Source organism: Niveispirillum sp. GW835-FHT14G11, from assembly GCF_058793615.1.
Genome location: NZ_JBXAFZ010000010.1, coordinates 204,633 through 224,264, shown reverse-complemented (window position 1 = coordinate 224,264; position 19,632 = coordinate 204,633). Strand labels below are relative to the sequence as shown.

Genomic DNA, 19,632 nt, shown 5'->3' with positions numbered 1-19,632 from the left:
ATGCCGACCAAGATCGAAAAGGACGCCGCCACGGGCACGGATACGACGGGCCATGAGTGGGACGGCATCAAGGAACTGAACACGCCGCTGCCGAAATGGTGGCTCTACACCTTCTATGCCTGCATCGTCTGGGGCGTGATCTATACGGTCATGTTCCCGTCCTGGCCCACCCTGTCCAGCCATTTCGGTGGCACCGCCGGCTATTCGCAACGCGCGGAAGTGGCGGAGACGCTGGCGGCGCAGAAGGCGGGCCAGGCCGATATCCGTGAAAAGATCGTGGCCCTGGATATCGAGAGCATCCGCAAGGACCCGGCCCTGATGGGCTATGTCCAGGCGGCGGGCCGCGTGGCCTTCGCCGATAATTGCGCAGGCTGTCACGGTGCCGGCGGCGCCGGGGCGGTGGGCTTCCCCGTGCTGGCCGATGATGACTGGATCTGGGGCGGCAAGCCGGACCAGATCCTCCAGACCATCACCTATGGTGTGCGCAACAATAACGAGAACAGCCGCATCTCCGACATGCCGCGCTTCGGTGCCGACGCGTTGCTGACCAAGGAACAGATCGGTGACGTGGCCGATTATGTCCTGTCGCTGTCGGGCAATGCGGGCAAGGCCGACGCCGTCGAACGCGGGGCCGTGGTCTTTGCCGAGAATTGTGCGGCCTGTCACGGTGAGAAGGGCGAAGGTGTCCAAGATATGGGCGGCCCCCGCCTGTCGGACGGCATCTGGCTCTATGGTGGCGACCGCAAGACGGTGATCGAGACCATCACCTATGCAAGGCGCGGCAACATGCCGGCCTGGATCGAACGCCTGGACCCGGCCACGGTGAAGGTGCTGGCCACGTATGTTCACGCCCTTGGTGGCGGGCAGTAACCCGCCCAGCCCCTTTGCCCCCACCTGACTTGCACCCCGCCGGAGAGAGACCGGCGGGGTGTTTTGTTTTGGAGTGCGCGACATCACAGGTGATGTTATCGTCTGGAATGCGATGTGTACTGGATACCAATGTGGTGGTCGCGGCCATGCGCTCACCAACGGGAGCATCGGCGCATCTGCTCCGTTCTGTCCGCGAGGGACGGGTGCATATGCTTTGTTCGGTTGCGTTGGCCTTGGAGTATGAGGCGATCTGTACAGCGCCCATGCATGTTGAAGCTGCCGGCCTTGGTATCCGTGATGCCATGATTTTTGTCGACGCGGTCTTGGCGATGGCAGAACCTGTGCGCACCTATTTCCACTGGCGGCCACAGTTGCGCGACCCCGGGGACGAAATGGTGCTTGAGGTCGCCGTTAATGGTCGCGCCAGCATCATATCGACCTTCAATGAACGGGATTTCGGCGCCGTTCCTGCCCGGTTCGGTGTGGAAATCATGGGGCCGGCGGCGGTCTTGAGGAGGATAAGGCAATGAAGACGAAACAGAGCACATTCCCGCTTCGGCTTCCCTCCTCGATCAAGGCAGAGGTGGAGAGGCGCGCCCGTGAAGACGGTATCAGCATCAATCAATTCATCGCGACGGCAGCTGCGGAGAAACTATCCGCTATGAACACGGCGGATTTCTTTGCCGAACGGCGTGGGCGCGCGGATTTCGATGCGTTCGACCGGATCATGAGCCGGGAGGGCGGTCAGCCGCCGGCGGATGGGGACCGTGTGGAGTAGAGGGGGCCTGCGACCAATCATCCCCATCCCAATCATTCCCCCGTCATTTGATTTATCGCAACGCGCGCCGCGGCGCACAGGCCTAGGGTACGGTCAGGGTGGGTTGGCCACCGAACTGTTCATGACCGTTTCCAAGGGGTGCCCCGATGGCCGGGCCGGAGACATTGCTGGAGAAGGCGGCTGCGGCCGATGCGGCGCAGGCGGCGTTTGAGGGCGGGCGCAAGCCTGCGGCCGCACCCAAGGCGGCCGATGTGCCGGCGCCCTCACTCTATGCGGCGCGCGTCAAGGTGCAGCCCAAATCGGTGACGGGCAAGTACCGCACCATCAAATGGGCGGTGCTGATCTTCTGCCTGACGCTGTATTACCTCGCCCCCTGGGTCCGCTGGGACCGGGGGCCGGATGCACCGTCACAGGCTTTGCTGATCGATATGGGGGCGCCGCGCGCCTATCTGTTCGGGATCGAGATCTGGCCGCAGGAGGTCTATTTCATCACCGGGCTGCTGGTGCTGGGTGCCTTGGCCCTGTTTCTGGTCACGGCCCTGTTCGGGCGGCTGTGGTGTGGCTATGCCTGTCCGCAGACGGTTTGGACCGACCTGTTCATGCTGGTCGAACGCTGGATCGAGGGGGATCGCGGTGCCCGCATGCGCCTGGACAAGGCGCCGCTGAGCGCCGAGAAGGTGCTGAAGCGCACGGCCAAACATGCGTCCTGGCTGCTGATCGCGCTGGCGACCGGCGGTGCCTGGGCGCTGTATTTCAACGACGCGCCGACCTTCGTGGTGCAGTTCTTCACCGGTCAGGCGACGCTGGTCCAGTATTTCTTCGTGGGTCTGTTCACCACCACCACCTATGTCCTGGCCGGCTGGGCGCGCGAACAGGTCTGTACCTATATGTGCCCCTGGCCGCGGTTCCAGGCCGCCATGCTGGACGATCAGTCGATGGTGGTGACCTATGAGGGCTGGCGCGGGGAAAAGCGCGGGCCGCACAAGGCGGGCACCAGCTGGGAGGGGCGCGGCGACTGTATTGATTGCGGGCAATGCGTGGCCGTCTGCCCCACCGGCATCGATATCCGCGACGGGTTGCAGCTGGAATGTATCGGCTGCGGCCTGTGCATCGACAGTTGCAACCAGATCATGGACAAGGTCGGCCGCCCGCGCGAGCTGATCACTTTCGACACCGAGGCGCGGCAGCAGGCGCGCGCCAAGGGGGGCCGCGCCAAATGGAAGATCGTGCGGCCGCGCACCATCATCTATGCAGCGATGCTGGCGCTGGTTTCTGCTGTGATGCTGGCCGCGTTGATGATGCGCACGACCGTGGAAGTGAATGTCCAGCGTGACCGGGCACCCCTGTTCGTGACGCTTTCCGATGGCGGTGTGCGCAACGGCTATACGTTGAAGGTGCTGAACAAGCGCCGGGAGGATGTGGATTTCCTGCTGGCGCTGAAGGGCCTGCCCCATGCCCAGCTTCTGGTGCAGGATGTGGGGGAGGCGGGGGATGGCCAATCGGTTATCCTGCACGCCAAGCCCGACAAGGTCGCCACCTTCCGCGTGTTCGTAACGGCCCCGCCCGATCGAACGCGCGATGAGCGGGTGGAGATCGAGTTCGTGCTGACCAACCCGGTGCGCGGGGAGGGCGACGCCTATGACGCGGTGTTCGTCGGTCCCCATGTCCGCCACCATCACGACAGGGATTGAGCCATGGCCATGACCATCGATCAACCGCGCAAGAGCGCCTGGATACCCTGGGTCTTCGTCGGCGCCATGCTGCTCGTCATCGCCGTCAATGCCGTGATGGTGACCTATGCCCTGTCATCCTTCTCCGGCCTGGCGGTGGACAAGCCCTATGAGCGCGGCGTGCATTACAATGAGGTGCTGGCCGCCCAGAAGGGGCAGGACGCGCTGGGCTGGCGCGTGTCGGTCAATGTGGAGGGGAGCCAACTGGTGCTGCGCCTGCAGGACCGCGACGGGCAGCCGCTGAACGGCACCGGCATCACGGGCAAGCTGGAACGGCCCGTCAGCAACGAGGCGCCGCTGCCGCTTGCCTTCACCAATAGGGGTGATGGCCGCTATGTGGCGCAGTTGAATGCCCCCCATCCCGGCCAGTGGGACGTGAAGGCGGCCCTGCGTCATGGCGAGGACCAATATCTGCTGGTCCACCGGATCATGGTGGCGAAATGAGCCGGATGGTCGCGTTCACCCCCGCGCCGGCGGAGGGCTGCGTGCATTGCGGCCAGCCCGTGGCGGGGGGCGAGCGCTTCTGCTGCACGGGCTGCGCCGGGGCCTATGCCCTGATCCATGATCTGGGGCTGGATGCCTATTACGCCCGCCGCGACGCCAATGCCCCGGCCCCCGCGGGGGAGGATGCCGTCGCCCTGGACCTGTCGTCGGCCATCGAGACGGGCGCCGACGGGGCGCATTGCCTGCGCCTGGTGGTGGATGGGGTGACCTGTGGGGCCTGTGTCTGGCTGATCGAGAGCGCGCTGCGCCGGGAGGCGGGGGTGATTGCGGCGCGGGTGAACCTGACGACGCGGCGCCTGTCGGTGTCCTGGACCGGTGAGGCGGGGATGGCCGAACGGCTGGCCGGCATCGTCCGCCGCCTGGGCTATCGCCCCGCCGTGGCCGGTACCGAACAGGCCGACGATCAGCAGAAAAAGTCGGAGCGCGAGCTGGTGCGCGCCATGGCCGTGGCGGGTTTCGGCATGATGAACATCATGCTGCTGTCCGTCTCCGTCTGGTCCGGCCATGCCGGCAGCATGGGGGAGGCGACGCGCACCCTGATGCATTGGCTGTCGGCCCTGATCGCCGTGCCCATCGTCGCCTATTGCGCCCGTCCCTTCTTCCGCTCCGCGCTGACGGCGCTGCGGGCGGGGCGCACCAATATGGATGTGCCCATCTCCCTGGGTGTGACGCTGGCCACCAGTGTCAGCCTGTGGGAGACGGCGCGGCACGGGCCGCACGCCTATTTCGACGGCGCCGTCATGCTGCTGTTCTTCCTGCTGATCGGGCGGTTCCTGGATGCCCGCGCGCGGGGTCGGGCGCGCAGTGCGGCCGAACATCTGCTGGCGCTGGGTCGGGCACCGGTGATGATGCTGAACGAGGCCGGGCTGGCCGTGCCCATGGCCCCGGCCCAGGTGCCGGTGGGCGCCATGGTGCTGGTGGCGGCGGGGGAACGGATTGGCGTCGATGGTGCCGTGGCCGATGGCGTGTCGGATATCGACACATCCCTGGTGACCGGCGAGAGCCATCCGCAGCCGGCCCGGCCCGGCGACCGGCTGTTCGCCGGCATGGTCAACCTGACGGCGCCGCTGCGCCTGACCGTGACGGCGCGGGGCGAGGGCACGCTGCTGGCGGAGATCGTGCGCCTGATGGAGGCGGCCGAACAGGGGCGTGCCCGCTATGTGGCGCTGGCCGACCGGGTGGCACGGTCCTATACCCCCGTCGTGCATACGGCCGCCCTGACCACCTTCCTGGTCTGGGTGCTGTGGGTGGGCATCGCCTGGCAGCAGGCGCTGTTCATCGCGGTGGCCGTGCTGATCATCACCTGCCCCTGCGCCCTGGCGCTGGCCGTACCGGCGGTGCAGGTGGTGGCCACGGGCCGGCTGCTGCGTGGCGGCATCCTGCTGAAATCGGCCACCGCACTGGAACGGCTGGCCAAGGTCGACACCATCGTGTTTGACAAGACCGGCACGCTGACCCTGGGCCGGCCCGACCTGCTTCCCGATGCGGAACGCGATCCGGCCGACCTGGAACTGGCCGCGACGCTGGCCCGGTCCAGCCGCCACCCCTTGTCGCGCGCCATCGCCCGGGCCGCCGGGCCGGGGCCCGTGGCCGATGGCGTGCGAGAGGTGCCGGGGGCGGGCCTGGAATGGCAGGGGCCGGACGGCACGGTGCGCCTGGGACGGCGCGGCTTCGTGGGGCCGGTCAGCCTGCCCCGCAGCCTGATCGAGGGGCCGGAACTGTGGCTGTCCCGGCCGGGGCGGCAGCCGCGCCGCTTCACCTTCGCCGACGCACCGCGCGCCGACGCGGCGCAGGTGGTGGCGGGGCTGCGCGACAAGGGCTATCGCCTGGCCCTGATCTCCGGCGACCGGGAACCGGTGGTGGCCGCCATGGCCAACCGGCTGGGCATCCAGGATTGGCGGGCCGGTGTCGATCCGGCCGGCAAGGCGGCGGCGCTGGCCGAGATGAAGGCACAGGGGCGTTGCGTGCTGATGGTGGGCGATGGGCTGAACGATGCCGCCGCCTTGTCGGCAGCCGATGTTTCCGCCTCACCCGGCAGCGCCGTGGACGTCGCCCAGACGGCGGCCGATGCCGTGTTCCAGGGGGAACGGCTGGCGCCGCTGGCCGAATTGCTGGCGGTTTCGCGAAAGGCCGACCGGCTGGTCCTCCAGAATCTGGGCTTTTCGCTCGTCTATAATCTTTGCGCCGTACCCATTGCCATGCTGGGCCATGCCACACCGCTGATCGCGGCCCTGGCCATGTCCAGTTCGTCCCTGGTGGTGCTGGGCAATGCGCTGCGCCTGTCGCGGGCGGGCAAGGGGGGGGTGCGATGACCAGCCTGCTGTTCCTGATCCCCATTGCGCTGGGCATGGGCCTGGTGGGTCTTCTGGCCTTCCTGTGGTCCGTGCGCAGCGGACAGTTCGAAGACCTGGACGGGGCCGGTGCCCGCGTCCTGTTCGATGACGGGCGGCCCCTGCCGCCGCCAACCCGGACACCATCCAATCCTCAAGGAGATGAAGCGTGAATAATGTCGTTCTGCGCCTGCTGGGCGTTCTGTTGGGCTTTGTGGGCCTGTTCCTGGCGGCGGGTGCAAAGGACCCGGGCATGTTCCTGGGCGGGCTGCTATTCTGTCTTTTCGGTGTGGCGCTGAATTTCTGGTTGATTGCCCAGGATTATCCGCACCTTTCCAAAGGCACCTGAAGGCCAGGGCCGGGGTGGCGCCTGCCGCCACCCCGGCTTTCTGCGCATTGATTCAGCTGGATATTTATTTTTTATTTACCTTACCCATTTCGCGCTTCATGCCACGTCTGGAATCAGTGTAAAGAAACAAAAGCAATCAGCGACGGCATGTTGGGGCGCATGAACGGGCAGGTGGTTGGGGGCGATAGGATCTGTTGGCCGGATATGCTGCGCATGGCGCGCGGCACACGCTTCTGGACGCTTGCCCAGATGGCGGCCCAGCTGAAGGTTTCGCCCAGTGCGCTGCGCAGCTGGGAGAATGGTGCCGATCTGCCCGACCCAGCCGTCCAGCGTCTGGTGCGTGACCTGCTGGGACAGCCGGTGGGCGCTGCGGAACTGGCCGCCCTGGTTCGCGACAGCAAGGCGTCGCGCTATCTTTTCCGCGCCGACCGTCCCCCGCAGGTGGGCAAGCCCAGCCGCATCCTGGAATTGAGCAGTGCGCTGATCGCCGAACAGCCGCTGGGCCGAGAGGTGTTTTTCCAGCCGCGCACCTATCAGCAGGTGGAACTGACGGCGGAAACCGACGCCATGCTGAACAGCCATGGCGATTTTTTTGGTGGCGAGATGGTGATGGCCACCATGCGGCAGATCTGGCTGCAATATGTGCAGGGCGGCATGACGGTGCGCCATGCGCTGACCCGCTGGGTGCCGATGCGCCTGCCGGACGGCACGCCGGTCTGCCTGTATGAACGCCGCACGGTGACACCGTCGGCTTATCTGTCGCTGCCCACCGTGCCCACTTTCACGCCGCTCGACAGCATGGTGGCTTGAGGCGTTGTCCCGCTTGCGTTGACGGGGCCGGATGATTGATTTAAGGCCATTGCTGCGATTCTGCCGTGGTCCTCCCATGCTGCCGACTACTTCCTTTCCCGCCGATCCGGACGATGCCGAATTCCAGGCGCCCCAGGTGCTTGCCCTGGAACTGGACCGGCTGCGCCCCCGACCCGACCAGCCGCGCCGGCATTTCGACCTGGATGCGCTGGACGAGCTGGCGGCCAGCATGGCGCGGGTCGGCGTGCTGCATCCGCTGCTGGTGCGCCCCGCCGGGGATGGCGACGGATTGTTTGAGATCGTGTCGGGGGAGCGGCGCTGGCGGGCCGCCCGCCGGTTGGGCTGGGGCTGGCTGCCGGCCCTGGTGACGACCGGCGATGTGGATGAGATCGCCCTGATCGAGAATCTCCAGCGCCAGGATCTGAACGCGCTGGAGGAGGCCGCCGCGCTGCAGCGCCTGATGGACAAGCATCATTATACCCAGGATGCGTTGGGACGGGCCATCGGCCGCACCCAGGGCCAGATCAGCTCCACCTTGCGCCTGCTGACCCTGCATCCCGACATCCTGAAGGGCTTTCCGCAGCATGAGCGGCTGGTATCGCGGTCCATGCTGGTGGAACTGGCCACCGTCGATGAGCCGGAGCGCCAGATGGCGCTTTGGGAGCGTGCCTGCCAGGGATCGCTGACCGTGCGCGCGATTCGCGCCGAAAAGGCGGGCGATGCCCCCGCCAATCCGGCTATCGCGGGCCTGTCCAACGACAAGGTGACCGTTGCACTGCGTCAGGTCGATCGAACTGTCACGGCGCTGGAGCAGTTGAAGGTGGGGCCATCCGGCCTTACCGACGGCCAGCGCGCGCATCTGGCGGCTTTGTCCCGCCGGATCAGTGCCCTGATGGGCTGATATTGCGGTGCGATATAAGGTTGCGGCCGATGACGCGCCGGGGAATAATCGTTTCGCCGCGGGGGAACTGCGGGGGCGACGGGACGGGGGCGTGCATGCGGCATGTTCGGGCGGCCCTGGCGGTGTTTCGCGGACGGGCAGACGATCTGCCCCCGGTCTTCGAGGCGGCCTGCCGGGACATCGTAGAGGATTTGGGCGTCAGCAGCGGCAGCGTCTGGTTCTTCGACGATGACAGGTCCGCTATCGAATGCGCAGCACTGTACGATGCCCGCGATGCCCGCCTGCTGCGCGGTTCCCGGCTGCGGGAGGCGGATTCGGCCGCCTATTTCCAGGCGCTGCGCCGCGACAGCCGGGTGATGGCCGATGAGGCGGCCACCCATCCGGACACCGCCTGCCTTGCCAATTATCTGCTCCACCGCGACGTGCGCTCCCTGCTCGACCATGTGGTCAGCACCGATGGGCGGGCGGTGGCCGTGCTGTGCTGTGAACAGGGTGGGCGTCTGCGGCGATGGTCGGACGAGGACGCCGCCTATCTGGAGCAGATGGCCATCCTGCTGGGTGTGGCCTTTGACCTGCACCGCGAGATGCGCAAGCGCGTTTGATAACAAATATTAACGGGCGTCGATGTTGCGGCGCACAAATTACATAATGGTTTCAAGTCTCTGGACCAAGGTCGAAGCGACCAAGGTCGGGGCTGTGTTAACCTTCCGCCTGTCCCATCGTGCAAGCCTCAGGACCGACCCGGACGCCCAATAAGCCGCCCGGCGTGGCGGCGCATAACAAACGCCAGGGCCGGTTCCGTCTGACGCGACGTGCGAATAAAGGGAGGGCACATGGCTAATGTGGCAGTGGGCGGGGCGACCCCGGCCCCGATGACCAAGGAAGAGAAGAAGGTGATCTTCGCCTCTTCGCTGGGCACCGTGTTCGAATGGTACGACTTCTACCTGTACGGCTCGCTCGCGGCCGTCATCGCCAAGCAGTTCTTCTCCGGTGTGAACCCCACCGCGGGTCTGATCTTCGCCCTGCTGGCCTTTGCCGCCGGCTTCTTCGTGCGTCCGTTCGGTGCGCTGGTGTTCGGTCGCCTGGGCGACATGATCGGCCGCAAATACACCTTCCTGGTGACCATCCTGATCATGGGCGCATCGACCTTCATCGTCGGTATCCTGCCCAACTATGCCTCCATCGGCATCGCGGCGCCGATCATCCTGATCATCCTGCGCCTGCTGCAGGGCCTGGCGCTGGGCGGTGAATATGGCGGTGCGGCAACCTATGTGGCCGAGCACGCGCCCCATGGCCGTCGCGGCAACTACACGGCCTGGATCCAGACCACGGCGACGCTGGGCCTGTTCCTGTCGCTGCTGATCATCCTGGCCTGCCGCTCCAACATGTCGGTCGAGGATTTCGAGAGCTGGGGCTGGCGCATTCCGTTCCTGATCTCGATCCTGCTGCTGGGCATCTCGGTCTGGATCCGCTTGATGCTGAATGAAAGCCCGGCTTTCGTGAAGATGAAGTCGGAAGGCAAGCATTCCAAGGCGCCACTGACCGAAGCCTTCGGCAACTGGAAGAACCTGAAGATCGTCATCCTGGCGCTGCTGGGCCTGGTCGCCGGTCAGGCCGTGGTCTGGTACACGGGCCAGTTCTACGCCCTGTTCTTCCTGACCTCGATCCTCAAGGTCGATGCCTTCACGGCGAACATCCTGATCGCCATCGCGCTGGCCATCGGCACGCCGTTCTTCATCTTCTTCGGCAGCCTGTCGGACAAGATCGGCCGCAAGCCGATCATCATGGCGGGCCTGGCGCTGGCCATCGTCACCTATTTCCCGCTGTTCAAGGGCATCACCCACTTCGCCAACCCGGCCCTGGAAACGGCGGTCGCCACCTCCCCGGTGGTGGTGATCGCCGACCCGAACGAATGCTCGTTCCAGTTCAACCCGACGGCGACGGCCAAGTTCACGTCGAGCTGCGACATCGCCAAGTCGGCCCTGGTGGCCAAGGGCGTTCCTTACACCAACGAGGCGGCCCCCGCCGGCACCATCGCCCAGATCAAGGTCGGCGACACCGTCATCGACAGCTATGATGGCAGCGGCATGGCCACCAAGACCGAGGTGAACCTGGGCCATAGCCCGGCCGCCGCCCCGGTTGATACCAAGGCCGCCGGTGCCGCCTTCACCAAGGCGGTGGGCGACGCGCTGGTCGCCGCCGGGTTCCCGGCCAAGGCCGACAATGCGGCGATGAACAAGCCCATGGTCGTGCTGCTGCTGACCATCCTGGTCATCTATGTGACCATGGTGTACGGCCCCATCGCCGCCATGCTGGTGGAATTGTTCCCCACCCGCATCCGCTACACCTCGATGTCGCTTCCCTACCATATCGGCAATGGCTGGTTCGGCGGGTTCCTGCCGACCACCAGCCTGGCCATCGTGGCGGCCACCGGCGACATCTATTCCGGTCTCTGGTACCCGATCATCATCGCGGCCGGTACGCTGGTCATCGGCCTGCTGTTCGTGAAGGAAACCAAGGACGTGGATATCTACGCCGACGACTGATCCGGTTCTGTCGATTTCCCCCTAAGCAACTTGGCGGGTGGTGCAAAACCACCCGCCATATTCTTTTTCAGCAAATGCGCGCTTGCGTCCTTGGTCCGGATGCGCATTCAATCCTTCATAATGACAGTGGCGGCACAGCCACGGGGACAACGGTTTGGGGAGGGGCAAAGGGAATGGCGATCCGGGTTCTGGTGGCCGACGATCATCCATTGATGCGGGCTGCCCTGTGCCAATCGGTGACGGGCAATGTGCCCGACCTGTCCACGATGGAGGCCTCCTGCTTTTCGGAGGTGGAGGCGGCGCTGAAGCGCGAGGCGGGGATCGATGCGATCCTGCTGGACCTGCACATGCCGGGGATGAACGGGCTGATCGGCCTGGCGCTGCTGCGCAACGAACACCCGACCATTCCCATCATCGTGGTATCGGCATCGGAGGATGCGGCCACCATCCACCGCGCCATGGAATATGGGGCGGCCGGCTTCGTGCCGAAATCGGCCCCCATCACCCATATCGGCGAGGCCATCCGCGCCGTGCTGGACGGGGCTGTCTGGTTGCCGCGGGCGGGCACCGGGGCCGGCGCGGCGCCGGCGCCCGACGCCGACATGGCGGCCCGCGTGGCAGGATTGACGCCCCAGCAGCTGCGCGTGCTGGCCGGCATCGCCGAGGGCAAGCTGAACAAGCAGATCGCCTATGAGATGGGCGTGGTGGAAACCACGGTGAAGGCCCATGTCACGGTGATCCTGCGCCGCCTGGGCGTGGTCAGCCGCACCCAGGCCGCCATCGTGGCCAGCAAACTGGCCTTGTCGCCGGTGGAGGCGCAGGCGGAGGCGTCCTGAGGGTGTCGGGTTGAGATAGAATCTTCTCTCCCGCCTTCCCGGCCTTCACCGGGAAGGCGGCAATATAGAGGTCTGCGAGCTACCTCGCCTCCTACCCCTTCTGCACCCCCGGCTTGTTCGGATCGACCGCGAACTTGGCGCGCGAGGACAGTTTGCCGCCGGGCGTCGTCACCTGGTCCAGCACTTTCAGGTCCATGGTCAGCTGCTTAGGTGTGACCTCGCACAGGCCGTAACCACGCTGGTCGTTGATCATCTTGATATGCGGGTTCTCCGCCAGCATGCCCTTGGCCGCCGGCCGTTCCAGCCCGCCATCGCCACCGGACGAGATGGAGGTGATGACGAACTCGCTGGCCACGACCTTGCTGGCCGGGTCCTTGTCGTCATAGATGACGTTGCCGATGATGTTCTGATGCTCGTCGCCGGTCAGGACCACGGCGTTGCGGATATTGTTGCCCTCGATCTGGCGCAGCAGGCGGGCCCTCGCCACGCGGTACGGGTCCCAGGTATCCAGGTTGCGGATATTGGCCTCGCCCGGCTCCCGGTCGCACGGCATCAGCATCACCTGCTGGGCCAGCAGGTTGAAGCGGGCCTTGCCACCCGCCAGACCGTCGAACAGCCATTTCTCCTGCGCCTCGCCCAGCACGGTCAGGGCGGGATTGTCGATATCGGGGCAGGCGGGGCGGAAGCCGTCGCGGCAGGGTTGGTCGCTGCGATACTGGCGGGTGTCCAGCACATGCATGTCGATCAGGTCGCCGAAAGCGAATTTCCGGTACAGCTGCATGCGCGCGCCGTCGGGCAGGGAGGTGCGGCGGAACGGCAGATGCTCGTAATAGGCCTGGGCGGCGGCGGCCCGGCGCAGGCGAAAGATGTCCGGTGGCGTGCCGTCCCAGTTGAAGTCGCTGGCCCAGTTATCCACGATCTCATGATCGTCCCAGACGGCGATCCAGGGGGCGGCCGCATGGGCCTTTTGCAGGTCGGTATCCAGCTTGTACTTGGCATAGCGACGGCGATAGTCGTCCAGCGACACGGGGTCGGGCAGGTCGGCCCGGCGCGGCGTGGGCACGGTGTCGTCCAGATGCCGGCTGAAGAAGAACGGCCGCGACACGCCTTCATAGATGTAGTCGCCGTAATGATAGACGAAATCCACCTCCTCCCGCGACAGATGGTCGAAGGCGGTGAACAGCCCCTGGTCGTAATTCTGGCAGCCGGCGACGGCAAAGCGCACCTTCTGCACGGGCCCACCGGCGGCGGGTGCGGTCACGGCACGGCCCTGCAACGACCGATGGTCGCCGCAGCGGAACCGGTACCAGTAGGGCCGGGCCGGCAGCAGCCCCGCCACCTCCACATGCACGGCATGGCCCAGTTCGGGGTGGGCCAGGGCGGTGCCCTTGGCCGCCACCTTGCGGAACTGCCGGTCCTCCGCCACTTCCCAATCGACGGGGATGATGTCGCTGGACATGCCATAGAAGGGGTCCAGCGGCCGGGGCGCCAGCCGCGTCCAGATCACGAAACCATCCGGCCAGGGCTCGCCCGAGGCCACGCCCAACTGGAACGGATAATCGATGAAATTGACGGCGCCGAAGGCCAAACGGGGGGCCACCGGGATCGCCAATGCCGTCACCGCCAGGGCGCCGGCCCCGCGCAGCAATTGGCGGCGGGACAAGGCAAGCGTGGACGGCAGGACGGATTTCATCAAGGACGACCCATGGAAAACACCCCGTCCAGGCCGCCGCCACGGCGGGCCGGTCAGACAGCGCATGTGCAAAGGGGGACGAGCCGGCCGGCCGGTTTCGTCACTTCTGCTTGTGACAGAGGTCGGGGCGGATTTGCAAGTGTCCGATGCGTTGCAACATGACGAGGAGGGGGGCAGGGCGGTGGCACGCCCGCCACCGCCGCCAGCCCGCTTACACCCCGATCACGCCCCCGCCCTTCTTGGTGATGGCCACCACCGACGGGCGGGCCGGCATATTGTCCTTGAAGTCGGGCCAGCGGGTGCCGGGATCGGCGAAGGTGCCCTGCTTGTTGTGGGACTTGGTGAACTGATCCACCGCATCCGATCCCGGATGCTGGACGGAGATGAACAGGCTCTGGTCGTCGGGCGTGAAGCTGGGGCCGGTCAGTTCCGCCCCCACCGGCACGCGGAAGAACAGCCGTGCGGTACCGCGCATCGGCCCTTCGGTCTCTACCGCCCAGATGCCGTCCGACGAACCGGACGTCCATTGCCATTTGGCCCCCTGGTCGGTGCCCACCCACAGGCGGCCCGTGCTGTCGAAGGCGCAATTGTCGGGGCAGGAGAACCAGCCATTCTCCGTCGTCGCCTTGTTGAAGCTGGCGCCGGTCTTGGGATCGGCCGGGTTGCCGGCCTTGACCAGGATTTCCCATTTGAACTTAGGTGCAGCATGGTCGCCGCCGGGCGGGTGCATCTCCACGATATGGCCCCAACTGTTGGCCGGGCGCGGATTGGCTGCGTTTGGCTTGGACTGGGATGCATGATGGGGCAGGTCGGGCAGCCGGTCGTCATTGTTGGTCAGCATGACATAGACCAGGCCGGTCTTGGGATTGACCTCGATATCCTCCGGCCGGTCCATGCGCGTCGCTCCCAGCAGGGTGGCGGCGATGCGGGCGGAGATGACGACGTCGCCCTGGTCCTTGAAACCGTTGGCCGCCGTCAGCGGCCCCTGGCCATGGACCAGCGGCAGCCAGCTGACCGTGCCATCGGCATCGAACCGCGCCACGGACAAGGTACCCTCGTCCAGCAGCTTCATGTTGGCCTTGCGGTCGGCCGGGTTGTACGTGCCCTTGGAGATGAAGCGGTACACATGCTCGAACCGCTGGTCGTCGCCCATATAGACGACGGCGCGGCCATCCTTGTTCAGGGTGACGCCAGCACCTTCATGCTTGAACCGGCCCAGCGCCGTCAGCTTGCGCGGCGTGCTGGTCGGGTCATAGGGGTCGATCTCCACGATCCAGCCATAGCGATTCGCGGCATAGATCTCCTTGTTGATATGGAACCTTTCATGGAACCGGCCCCACTGGTACCAGGGCGACGGCACCGTCATGCGGTCGTAATTGCGCTGTTCGGGATGGGACTGGTCGATCGTGCCCATGAAATAGCCGTCGATATTCTCCTCCCCCGACAGGACCGTGCCCCAGGGGGTGACGCCACCGGCGCAATTGTTCAGCATGCCGATGATTGTGCGGCCTTCAGGATCATCCTTGGTCTTCATCCGCGCATGACCGGCGGCGGGACCGGTCACGGCCATCCTGGTGTTCAGGGCGTTGATGCGACGGTTGAATTTGCCGCCCTTTACATAGGCCCATTTGCCATTGGCGCCGCGCTTGACCTCCACGATGGTGCCGCTATGGGCCGCCATCTCGATATCCACCATCTCCTTGGTGACGGCTTCGGGTGGGTACCGGTCCTGGCCCTCGGGCACCAGGCCCGGGAACATCATCTCGGCTTGCGTATATTCATGGTTCACCCACAGCAGGCCGTGGTCGGCATTCTTCGATCCCTGGGGCAGCGGGTAGAAGGCGGTGAAGTCGTTATTGTAGCCGAACTGCTTCAGCTGGGCCTCGGCCGTCTGCTTCAACGGGTCGAATTCCGGGCTGTCGGCGAACAAAGGGTCACCCCAGCGGATCAGCACGTCGGCGTCATAGCCGGGCGCCACATGGTGCTTGGCATCGACGCCCCGGGCCAGTTCCTCGAACTTGAAGCCGAATCCGGTCTGGCCGCCGGCGGCCTGGGCGTGGGCCTCCCCCGTCAGGAACGGGGCCGGGATGGCGGGGGCGAAGGCGGCGATGGCGCTGGTACCCAGCATGCCGCGCAGGATGTCGCGCCTTCCCAGCCGCTGCTGCACCACTTCGCCGAAAGTCGGCTCGGTTTCCGGCGAGGAGCCCGTGTCCTGGATGGCCTCGAACTCTTCTTGGGTCAGGAATCGATTGTCGGCCATGGGCGGGGGCTCCAGTGCAATGGTGATGGGACTTGTCCGGTTCATACGCTCCGGATGCTACAGTTATTTGACAGCTGCAAGCCATACCGGCACGGCGGCGATGTGACACAGCCGACAGATTCCGCATCGCAGGCAAGGGAAGGGGGCTTTGTCACCTTGCCGTGCGCCTGCGAACTGGCTAGCTTCACAGGCTGGTATGATTGCTGGGACCCTTTCCCGGTGGTGCCCTGAAGCAGGGGGGCCGCCACGGGCCCGCTGTTCGGAACGGAGCCGATGAAGTTTACCCGTCGTGCCGCCTGTGCGGCCCTTGCCCTGTTCATGTCCACCGCCGCGACCTTTGCCCCGGCCTTGGGATTCGAACCCGCCATCGTCTTCGACATGGGGGGCCGCTTCGACAAGTCCTTCAATGAAGGCGCCAATAACGGGGCGGAGAAGTTCAAGAAGGATACCGGCGTCAATTTCCGCTGGTTCGAGGTGACGAACGAGGCGCAGCGCGAGCAGTTCCTGCGCCGGCTGGCCAGCCGCAATGCCGACATCATCGTCTCCGTCGGTTTCTCCATGGCGCCGTCGGTGGAGAAGGTGGCCAAGGAGTTCCCGAATGTCCGTTTCACCCTGATCGACGGCAATGTCGACCTGCCCAATGTGCAGTCGATCGAGTTTGCCGAGCATGAGGGTTCCTATCTGGTCGGTGTGCTGGCGGCGCTGGCCAGCAAGACCGGCACCGTCGGCTTTGTCGGCGGCATGGACATCCCGCTGATCCGCCGCTTCGCCTGTGGCTATGAGCAGGGCGTGAAGGCCACCAATGCCAAGGCGAATGTCGTCGCCAACATGGCCGGCAGCACGCCTGCCGCCTGGGCCGACCCCACCCGGGGCAGCGAGCTGGCCAAGAGCCAGTTCGACCGCGGGGCCGACGTGATCTTCGCCGCCGCCGGCCAGACCGGCATGGGCGTGCTGCAGGCGGCATCGGATGCCGGCAAGCTGTCCATCGGTGTGGACAGCAACCAGAACCACCTGTTCCCCGGCAAGGTCCTGACCAGCATGGTCAAGCGCGTGGATGTCGCCGCCTATGAGGCGTTCAAGACCGCGCAGGACGGCACCTGGAAGGCCGGCCATCGCCGCCTGGGCCTGAAGGAGGACGGCGTGGGCTGGGCCTTCGACGACAATAACAAGGCGCTGATCACGCCCGCCATGCAGGCGGCTGTGGACAAGGCCACGGCGGAGATCAAGGCCGGCACCCGTGTCGTCGCCAATTATGACGACGCCAAGGGCTGCAAATACTGATCGCCTTGTTCCGATCTCCGCGTTTGAGCAGGTACCATGTCGGCCGCCCATAACATTGTTTCCCCCGCCTGGGCGGTCGAGCTTGTCGGCATCGACAAGCGATTCGGCCCCGTCCATGCCAATCGCGACGTGACGCTGCGTTTCGCGCCGGCCAGCATCCATGGGCTGGTGGGCGAGAACGGGGCCGGCAAGTCGACCCTGATGAGCATCCTGTACGGCTTCTACGAGGCCGATGCGGGCGACATCCTGGTGCGCGGCAAACAGGTCGCCATCCGCACGCCGCAGGATGCGATCAAGCTGGGCATCGGCATGGTCCACCAGCATTTCATGCTGGTGGAGACCTTCACGGTGCTGGAGAATCTGCTGCTGGGTCATGAGGGCGGGCCCGTGCTGGGCCCGGCCATGGAGCGGGCCAGGGCAGAAGTGCGGGAACTGGAGCGGCAGTTCGGCCTGGAAGTGCCGCTGGACGCCCTGGTCTGCGACCTGCCCGTGGGCGTGCAGCAGCGGGTGGAGATCCTGAAGGCGCTGTATCGCGGGGCGGAGGTGCTGATTCTGGACGAGCCGACGGCCGTGCTGTCGCCGCCGGAGGTGGAGCAGCTGTTCCGCATCCTGGAACGGCTGCGCCAGCAGGGCCGCACCGTCCTGCTGATCACCCACAAGCTGAAAGAGATCATGGCCATCACCGACCGCGTGTCGGTGCTGCGCCGGGGGCAGGTGGTGGCGGAATTCGTCACCGCCGACACCGACCGTCAGGCCCTGGCCGATGCCATGGTGGGCCGCAAGACCTCGCTTTTAGTGGATAAGGCGCCGGCCAGTCCGGGTGCGGTGCTGCTGTCGGCGCAGCATGTGAACGTGGTCGACGGGCGCGGGGTCACCACCTTGAAGGATGCCTGCCTGAGCGTGCGGGCCGGCGAGATCGTGGGTATCGCCGGCGTGGCCGGCAACGGCCAGTCGGAATTACTGGAAGTGCTGTCCGGCATGTCCCGTTTCGAAAGCGGAATGATCACGCTGAAGGGCGGGGAGATCGGCCCGTCGGCCAAATATGACGCGGCCGAGGCGCGTCGGCGCGGTCTGGCGCATGTGCCGGAAGACCGGTTGAAGCTGGCCGTGATCAAGGAATTCCCGGCGCATGAGAGCGCCATCCTGGGCTATCACCAGGACAAGGCGCTGTCCAGGGGCTGGCGACTGGATTGGAAGCGAGCGATTGCCAAGACCGTTTCGTTGATGGAACGGTTTGATGTGCGCCCGGCCGACCCGCATCTGCGCACCTCCCTGTTCTCCGGCGGCAACCAGCAGAAGCTGGTGATGGCGCGGGAGATGGAGCGCGAGCCCGATATATTGCTGGTGGGCCAGCCGACTCGCGGCGTGGATATCGGCGCCATCGCCTTCATCCACCGCCAGCTGGTTGGCCTGCGCGACCGGGGCCGGGCCATCCTGCTGGTCTCGGCCGAGCTGGACGAGATCCTGGCCCTGTCCGACCGCATCCTGGTGATGTGCGACGGGGAAATCGTGGGCGAGCTGTCGGCGGAAGAGGCAACCGAAGGCCGGATCGGCACGATGATGGCGGGCATCAAGGACGCACCCGCCACGGAAGTTGTTGCTGAAGGGGTGTCGGCATGAGTGCGGGCGGTTCCGACAATCTTCCCTGGTGGGTGACGGGCCTGCTGCTGCCGGTGATCAATGTCGCCCTGGCGCTGCTGGTCTCCGCCCTGGTCATCCTGGCCATCGGCGAGGACCCGGTCGGGGCGCTGGGCACCATGCTGCGCGGTGCCGTCGGCACGGGGGAGGGCATCGGCTATACGCTTTATTACGCCACCAGCCTGATCTTCACGGCCCTGGCCGTGGCCATCGCCTTCCATGGCGGGCTGTTCAATATCGGCGGCGAGGGCCAGGCCTATATTGGCGGGCTGGGCGTTGGGCTGGTCTGCCTGGCCCTGCCCGGCTGGCCCTGGTGGGCGGCCCTGCCGCTGTCGGTGCTGGGCGGGGCGGCGTTCGGGGCGCTGTGGGCGGCGATTCCGGGCTGGCTGCAGGCCTATCGCGGCAGCCACATCGTCATCACCACCATCATGTTCAATTTCATCGCGTCGTCGCTGATGGTCTATTTGATGGTCAATGTGCTGATCAAGCCGGGCCAGATGTCGCCGGAGAGCGAGGCGTTCAGCGCGTCGATGTTCCTGCCGATGATGGCCGACATGATGGCCGCCATCGGGGTGGAGATGGATAGCTCGCCCTTGAACTTCTCCCTGTTCCTGGCGCTGCTGGCCTGTGCGGCCGTCTGGGCCTTCATCTGGCACACGCGCTGGGGCTTCGCGCTGCGTGCCACGGGGGCGAACGAGAATGCCGCCCTTTATGCCGGCATCGACCCGAAGAGGATCATCGTCGTCACCATGGCCCTGTCGGGTGCCTTGGCCGGTCTGCTGGGCGTGAACGAGCTGCACGGGGTGCAGCACCGGTTGATGTTGAATTTCCCGGCCGGGCTGGGCTTCACCGGCATCGCCGTGGCGCTGATGGGCCGCAACCATCCGGCCGGCATCATCCCCGCCGCCATCCTGTTCGGCGCGCTGTATCAGGGCGGCACCGAGCTGGTGTTCGATTATCCCAATATCAGCCGGGAGCTGGTGGTGGTGATCCAGGGCGTGGTGATCCTGTTCGCCGGTGCCTTGGAACATATGTTCCGCCCGGCGCTGGTGCGCCTGTTCACCCGCCGCCCGACAGCGGCAGCCAAGCCGGCGGGGGCCTGAGCC

Annotated in this window: 18 protein-coding genes; 16 read left to right on the top strand and 2 right to left on the bottom strand. The window is 65.8% G+C overall.

The window, feature by feature from the left end; all coding sequences use genetic code 11:
* From ccoP to AC1Q7F_RS19430, 13 genes are all read left to right on the top strand, one after another.
* Positions 1-870, top strand: a complete 870-nt coding sequence (gene ccoP, locus AC1Q7F_RS19490) for a cytochrome-c oxidase, cbb3-type subunit III (RefSeq protein WP_492509904.1) — start codon at positions 1-3, stop codon at positions 868-870.
* Positions 871-962: 92 nt separating this feature from the next.
* The gene (locus AC1Q7F_RS19485) at positions 963-1,400 is read left to right on the top strand and encodes a putative toxin-antitoxin system toxin component, PIN family (RefSeq protein WP_492509902.1); all 438 of its coding nucleotides are present in this window, start codon (positions 963-965) and stop codon (positions 1,398-1,400) included.
* Positions 1,397-1,648, top strand: coding sequence for a toxin-antitoxin system HicB family antitoxin (locus AC1Q7F_RS19480; protein ID WP_492509900.1), 252 nt, complete (start codon positions 1,397-1,399; stop codon positions 1,646-1,648). The genes AC1Q7F_RS19485 and AC1Q7F_RS19480 overlap by 4 nt, the downstream gene beginning before the upstream one ends.
* Positions 1,649-1,794: 146 nt before the next feature.
* The gene (ccoG, locus tag AC1Q7F_RS19475; protein WP_492509898.1) at positions 1,795-3,339 is read left to right on the top strand and encodes a cytochrome c oxidase accessory protein CcoG; all 1,545 of its coding nucleotides are present in this window, start codon (positions 1,795-1,797) and stop codon (positions 3,337-3,339) included.
* 3 nt (positions 3,340-3,342) lie between these two features.
* A complete protein-coding gene (locus AC1Q7F_RS19470) occupies positions 3,343-3,822 on the top strand; it encodes a FixH family protein (protein ID WP_492509896.1) in 480 nt (159 codons plus the stop codon).
* On the top strand, positions 3,819-6,194 hold the full coding sequence (locus AC1Q7F_RS19465; RefSeq protein WP_492509894.1) for a heavy metal translocating P-type ATPase: 2,376 nt from the start codon (positions 3,819-3,821) through the stop codon (positions 6,192-6,194). Before AC1Q7F_RS19470 ends, AC1Q7F_RS19465 begins: the two co-directional genes overlap by 4 nt.
* On the top strand, positions 6,191-6,385 hold the full coding sequence (gene ccoS, locus AC1Q7F_RS19460; RefSeq protein ID WP_492509892.1) for a cbb3-type cytochrome oxidase assembly protein CcoS: 195 nt from the start codon (positions 6,191-6,193) through the stop codon (positions 6,383-6,385). The genes AC1Q7F_RS19465 and ccoS overlap by 4 nt, the downstream gene beginning before the upstream one ends.
* Entirely contained in the window at positions 6,382-6,561 is a 180-nt protein-coding gene (locus AC1Q7F_RS19455; RefSeq protein WP_492509890.1) for a hypothetical protein, read from the top strand. The genes ccoS and AC1Q7F_RS19455 overlap by 4 nt, the downstream gene beginning before the upstream one ends.
* Before the next feature lie 213 nt (positions 6,562-6,774).
* Complete coding sequence (locus AC1Q7F_RS19450; protein WP_492509888.1) at positions 6,775-7,371, top strand: helix-turn-helix domain-containing protein; 597 nt, start codon at positions 6,775-6,777, stop codon at positions 7,369-7,371.
* Positions 7,372-7,447: 76 nt separating this feature from the next.
* Entirely contained in the window at positions 7,448-8,272 is an 825-nt protein-coding gene (locus AC1Q7F_RS19445; protein WP_492509887.1) for a ParB/RepB/Spo0J family partition protein, read from the top strand.
* Between the two features lie 95 nt (positions 8,273-8,367).
* A complete protein-coding gene (locus AC1Q7F_RS19440) occupies positions 8,368-8,874 on the top strand; it encodes a GAF domain-containing protein (protein ID WP_492509885.1) in 507 nt (168 codons plus the stop codon).
* A 231-nt stretch (positions 8,875-9,105) separates the two neighbouring features.
* Positions 9,106-10,818, top strand: coding sequence for an MFS transporter (locus tag AC1Q7F_RS19435; protein WP_492509883.1), 1,713 nt, complete (start codon positions 9,106-9,108; stop codon positions 10,816-10,818).
* Positions 10,819-10,991: 173 nt separating this feature from the next.
* A complete protein-coding gene (locus AC1Q7F_RS19430) occupies positions 10,992-11,654 on the top strand; it encodes a response regulator (protein WP_492509881.1) in 663 nt (220 codons plus the stop codon).
* Between the two features lie 91 nt (positions 11,655-11,745).
* Here AC1Q7F_RS19430 and AC1Q7F_RS19425 read toward each other — a convergent pair whose 3' ends face one another.
* Together AC1Q7F_RS19425 and AC1Q7F_RS19420 are read right to left on the bottom strand one after the other, a co-directional pair.
* Positions 11,746-13,347, bottom strand: a complete 1,602-nt coding sequence (locus AC1Q7F_RS19425; RefSeq protein WP_492509879.1) for an alkaline phosphatase D family protein — start codon at positions 13,345-13,347, stop codon at positions 11,746-11,748.
* Positions 13,348-13,558: 211 nt separating this feature from the next.
* Entirely contained in the window at positions 13,559-15,607 is a 2,049-nt protein-coding gene (locus AC1Q7F_RS19420) for a PhoX family protein (protein WP_492509877.1), read from the bottom strand.
* Positions 15,608-15,880: 273 nt separating this feature from the next.
* On the opposite strand from AC1Q7F_RS19420, the gene AC1Q7F_RS19415 reads away from it, so the two are divergent.
* The 3 genes from AC1Q7F_RS19415 to AC1Q7F_RS19405 are packed head-to-tail and all read left to right on the top strand — an operon-like array spanning position 15,881 to position 19,629.
* Positions 15,881-16,888: a BMP family lipoprotein gene (locus AC1Q7F_RS19415; protein WP_492509875.1), complete on the top strand. Its 1,008-nt coding sequence runs from the start codon at positions 15,881-15,883 to the stop codon at positions 16,886-16,888.
* A gap of 36 nt (positions 16,889-16,924) precedes the next feature.
* A complete protein-coding gene (locus tag AC1Q7F_RS19410; RefSeq protein WP_492509873.1) occupies positions 16,925-18,508 on the top strand; it encodes an ABC transporter ATP-binding protein in 1,584 nt (527 codons plus the stop codon).
* Positions 18,505-19,629, top strand: a complete 1,125-nt coding sequence (locus AC1Q7F_RS19405; RefSeq protein WP_492509871.1) for an ABC transporter permease — start codon at positions 18,505-18,507, stop codon at positions 19,627-19,629. Before AC1Q7F_RS19410 ends, AC1Q7F_RS19405 begins: the two co-directional genes overlap by 4 nt.
* The last annotated feature ends 3 nt before the right edge of the window (positions 19,630-19,632 follow it).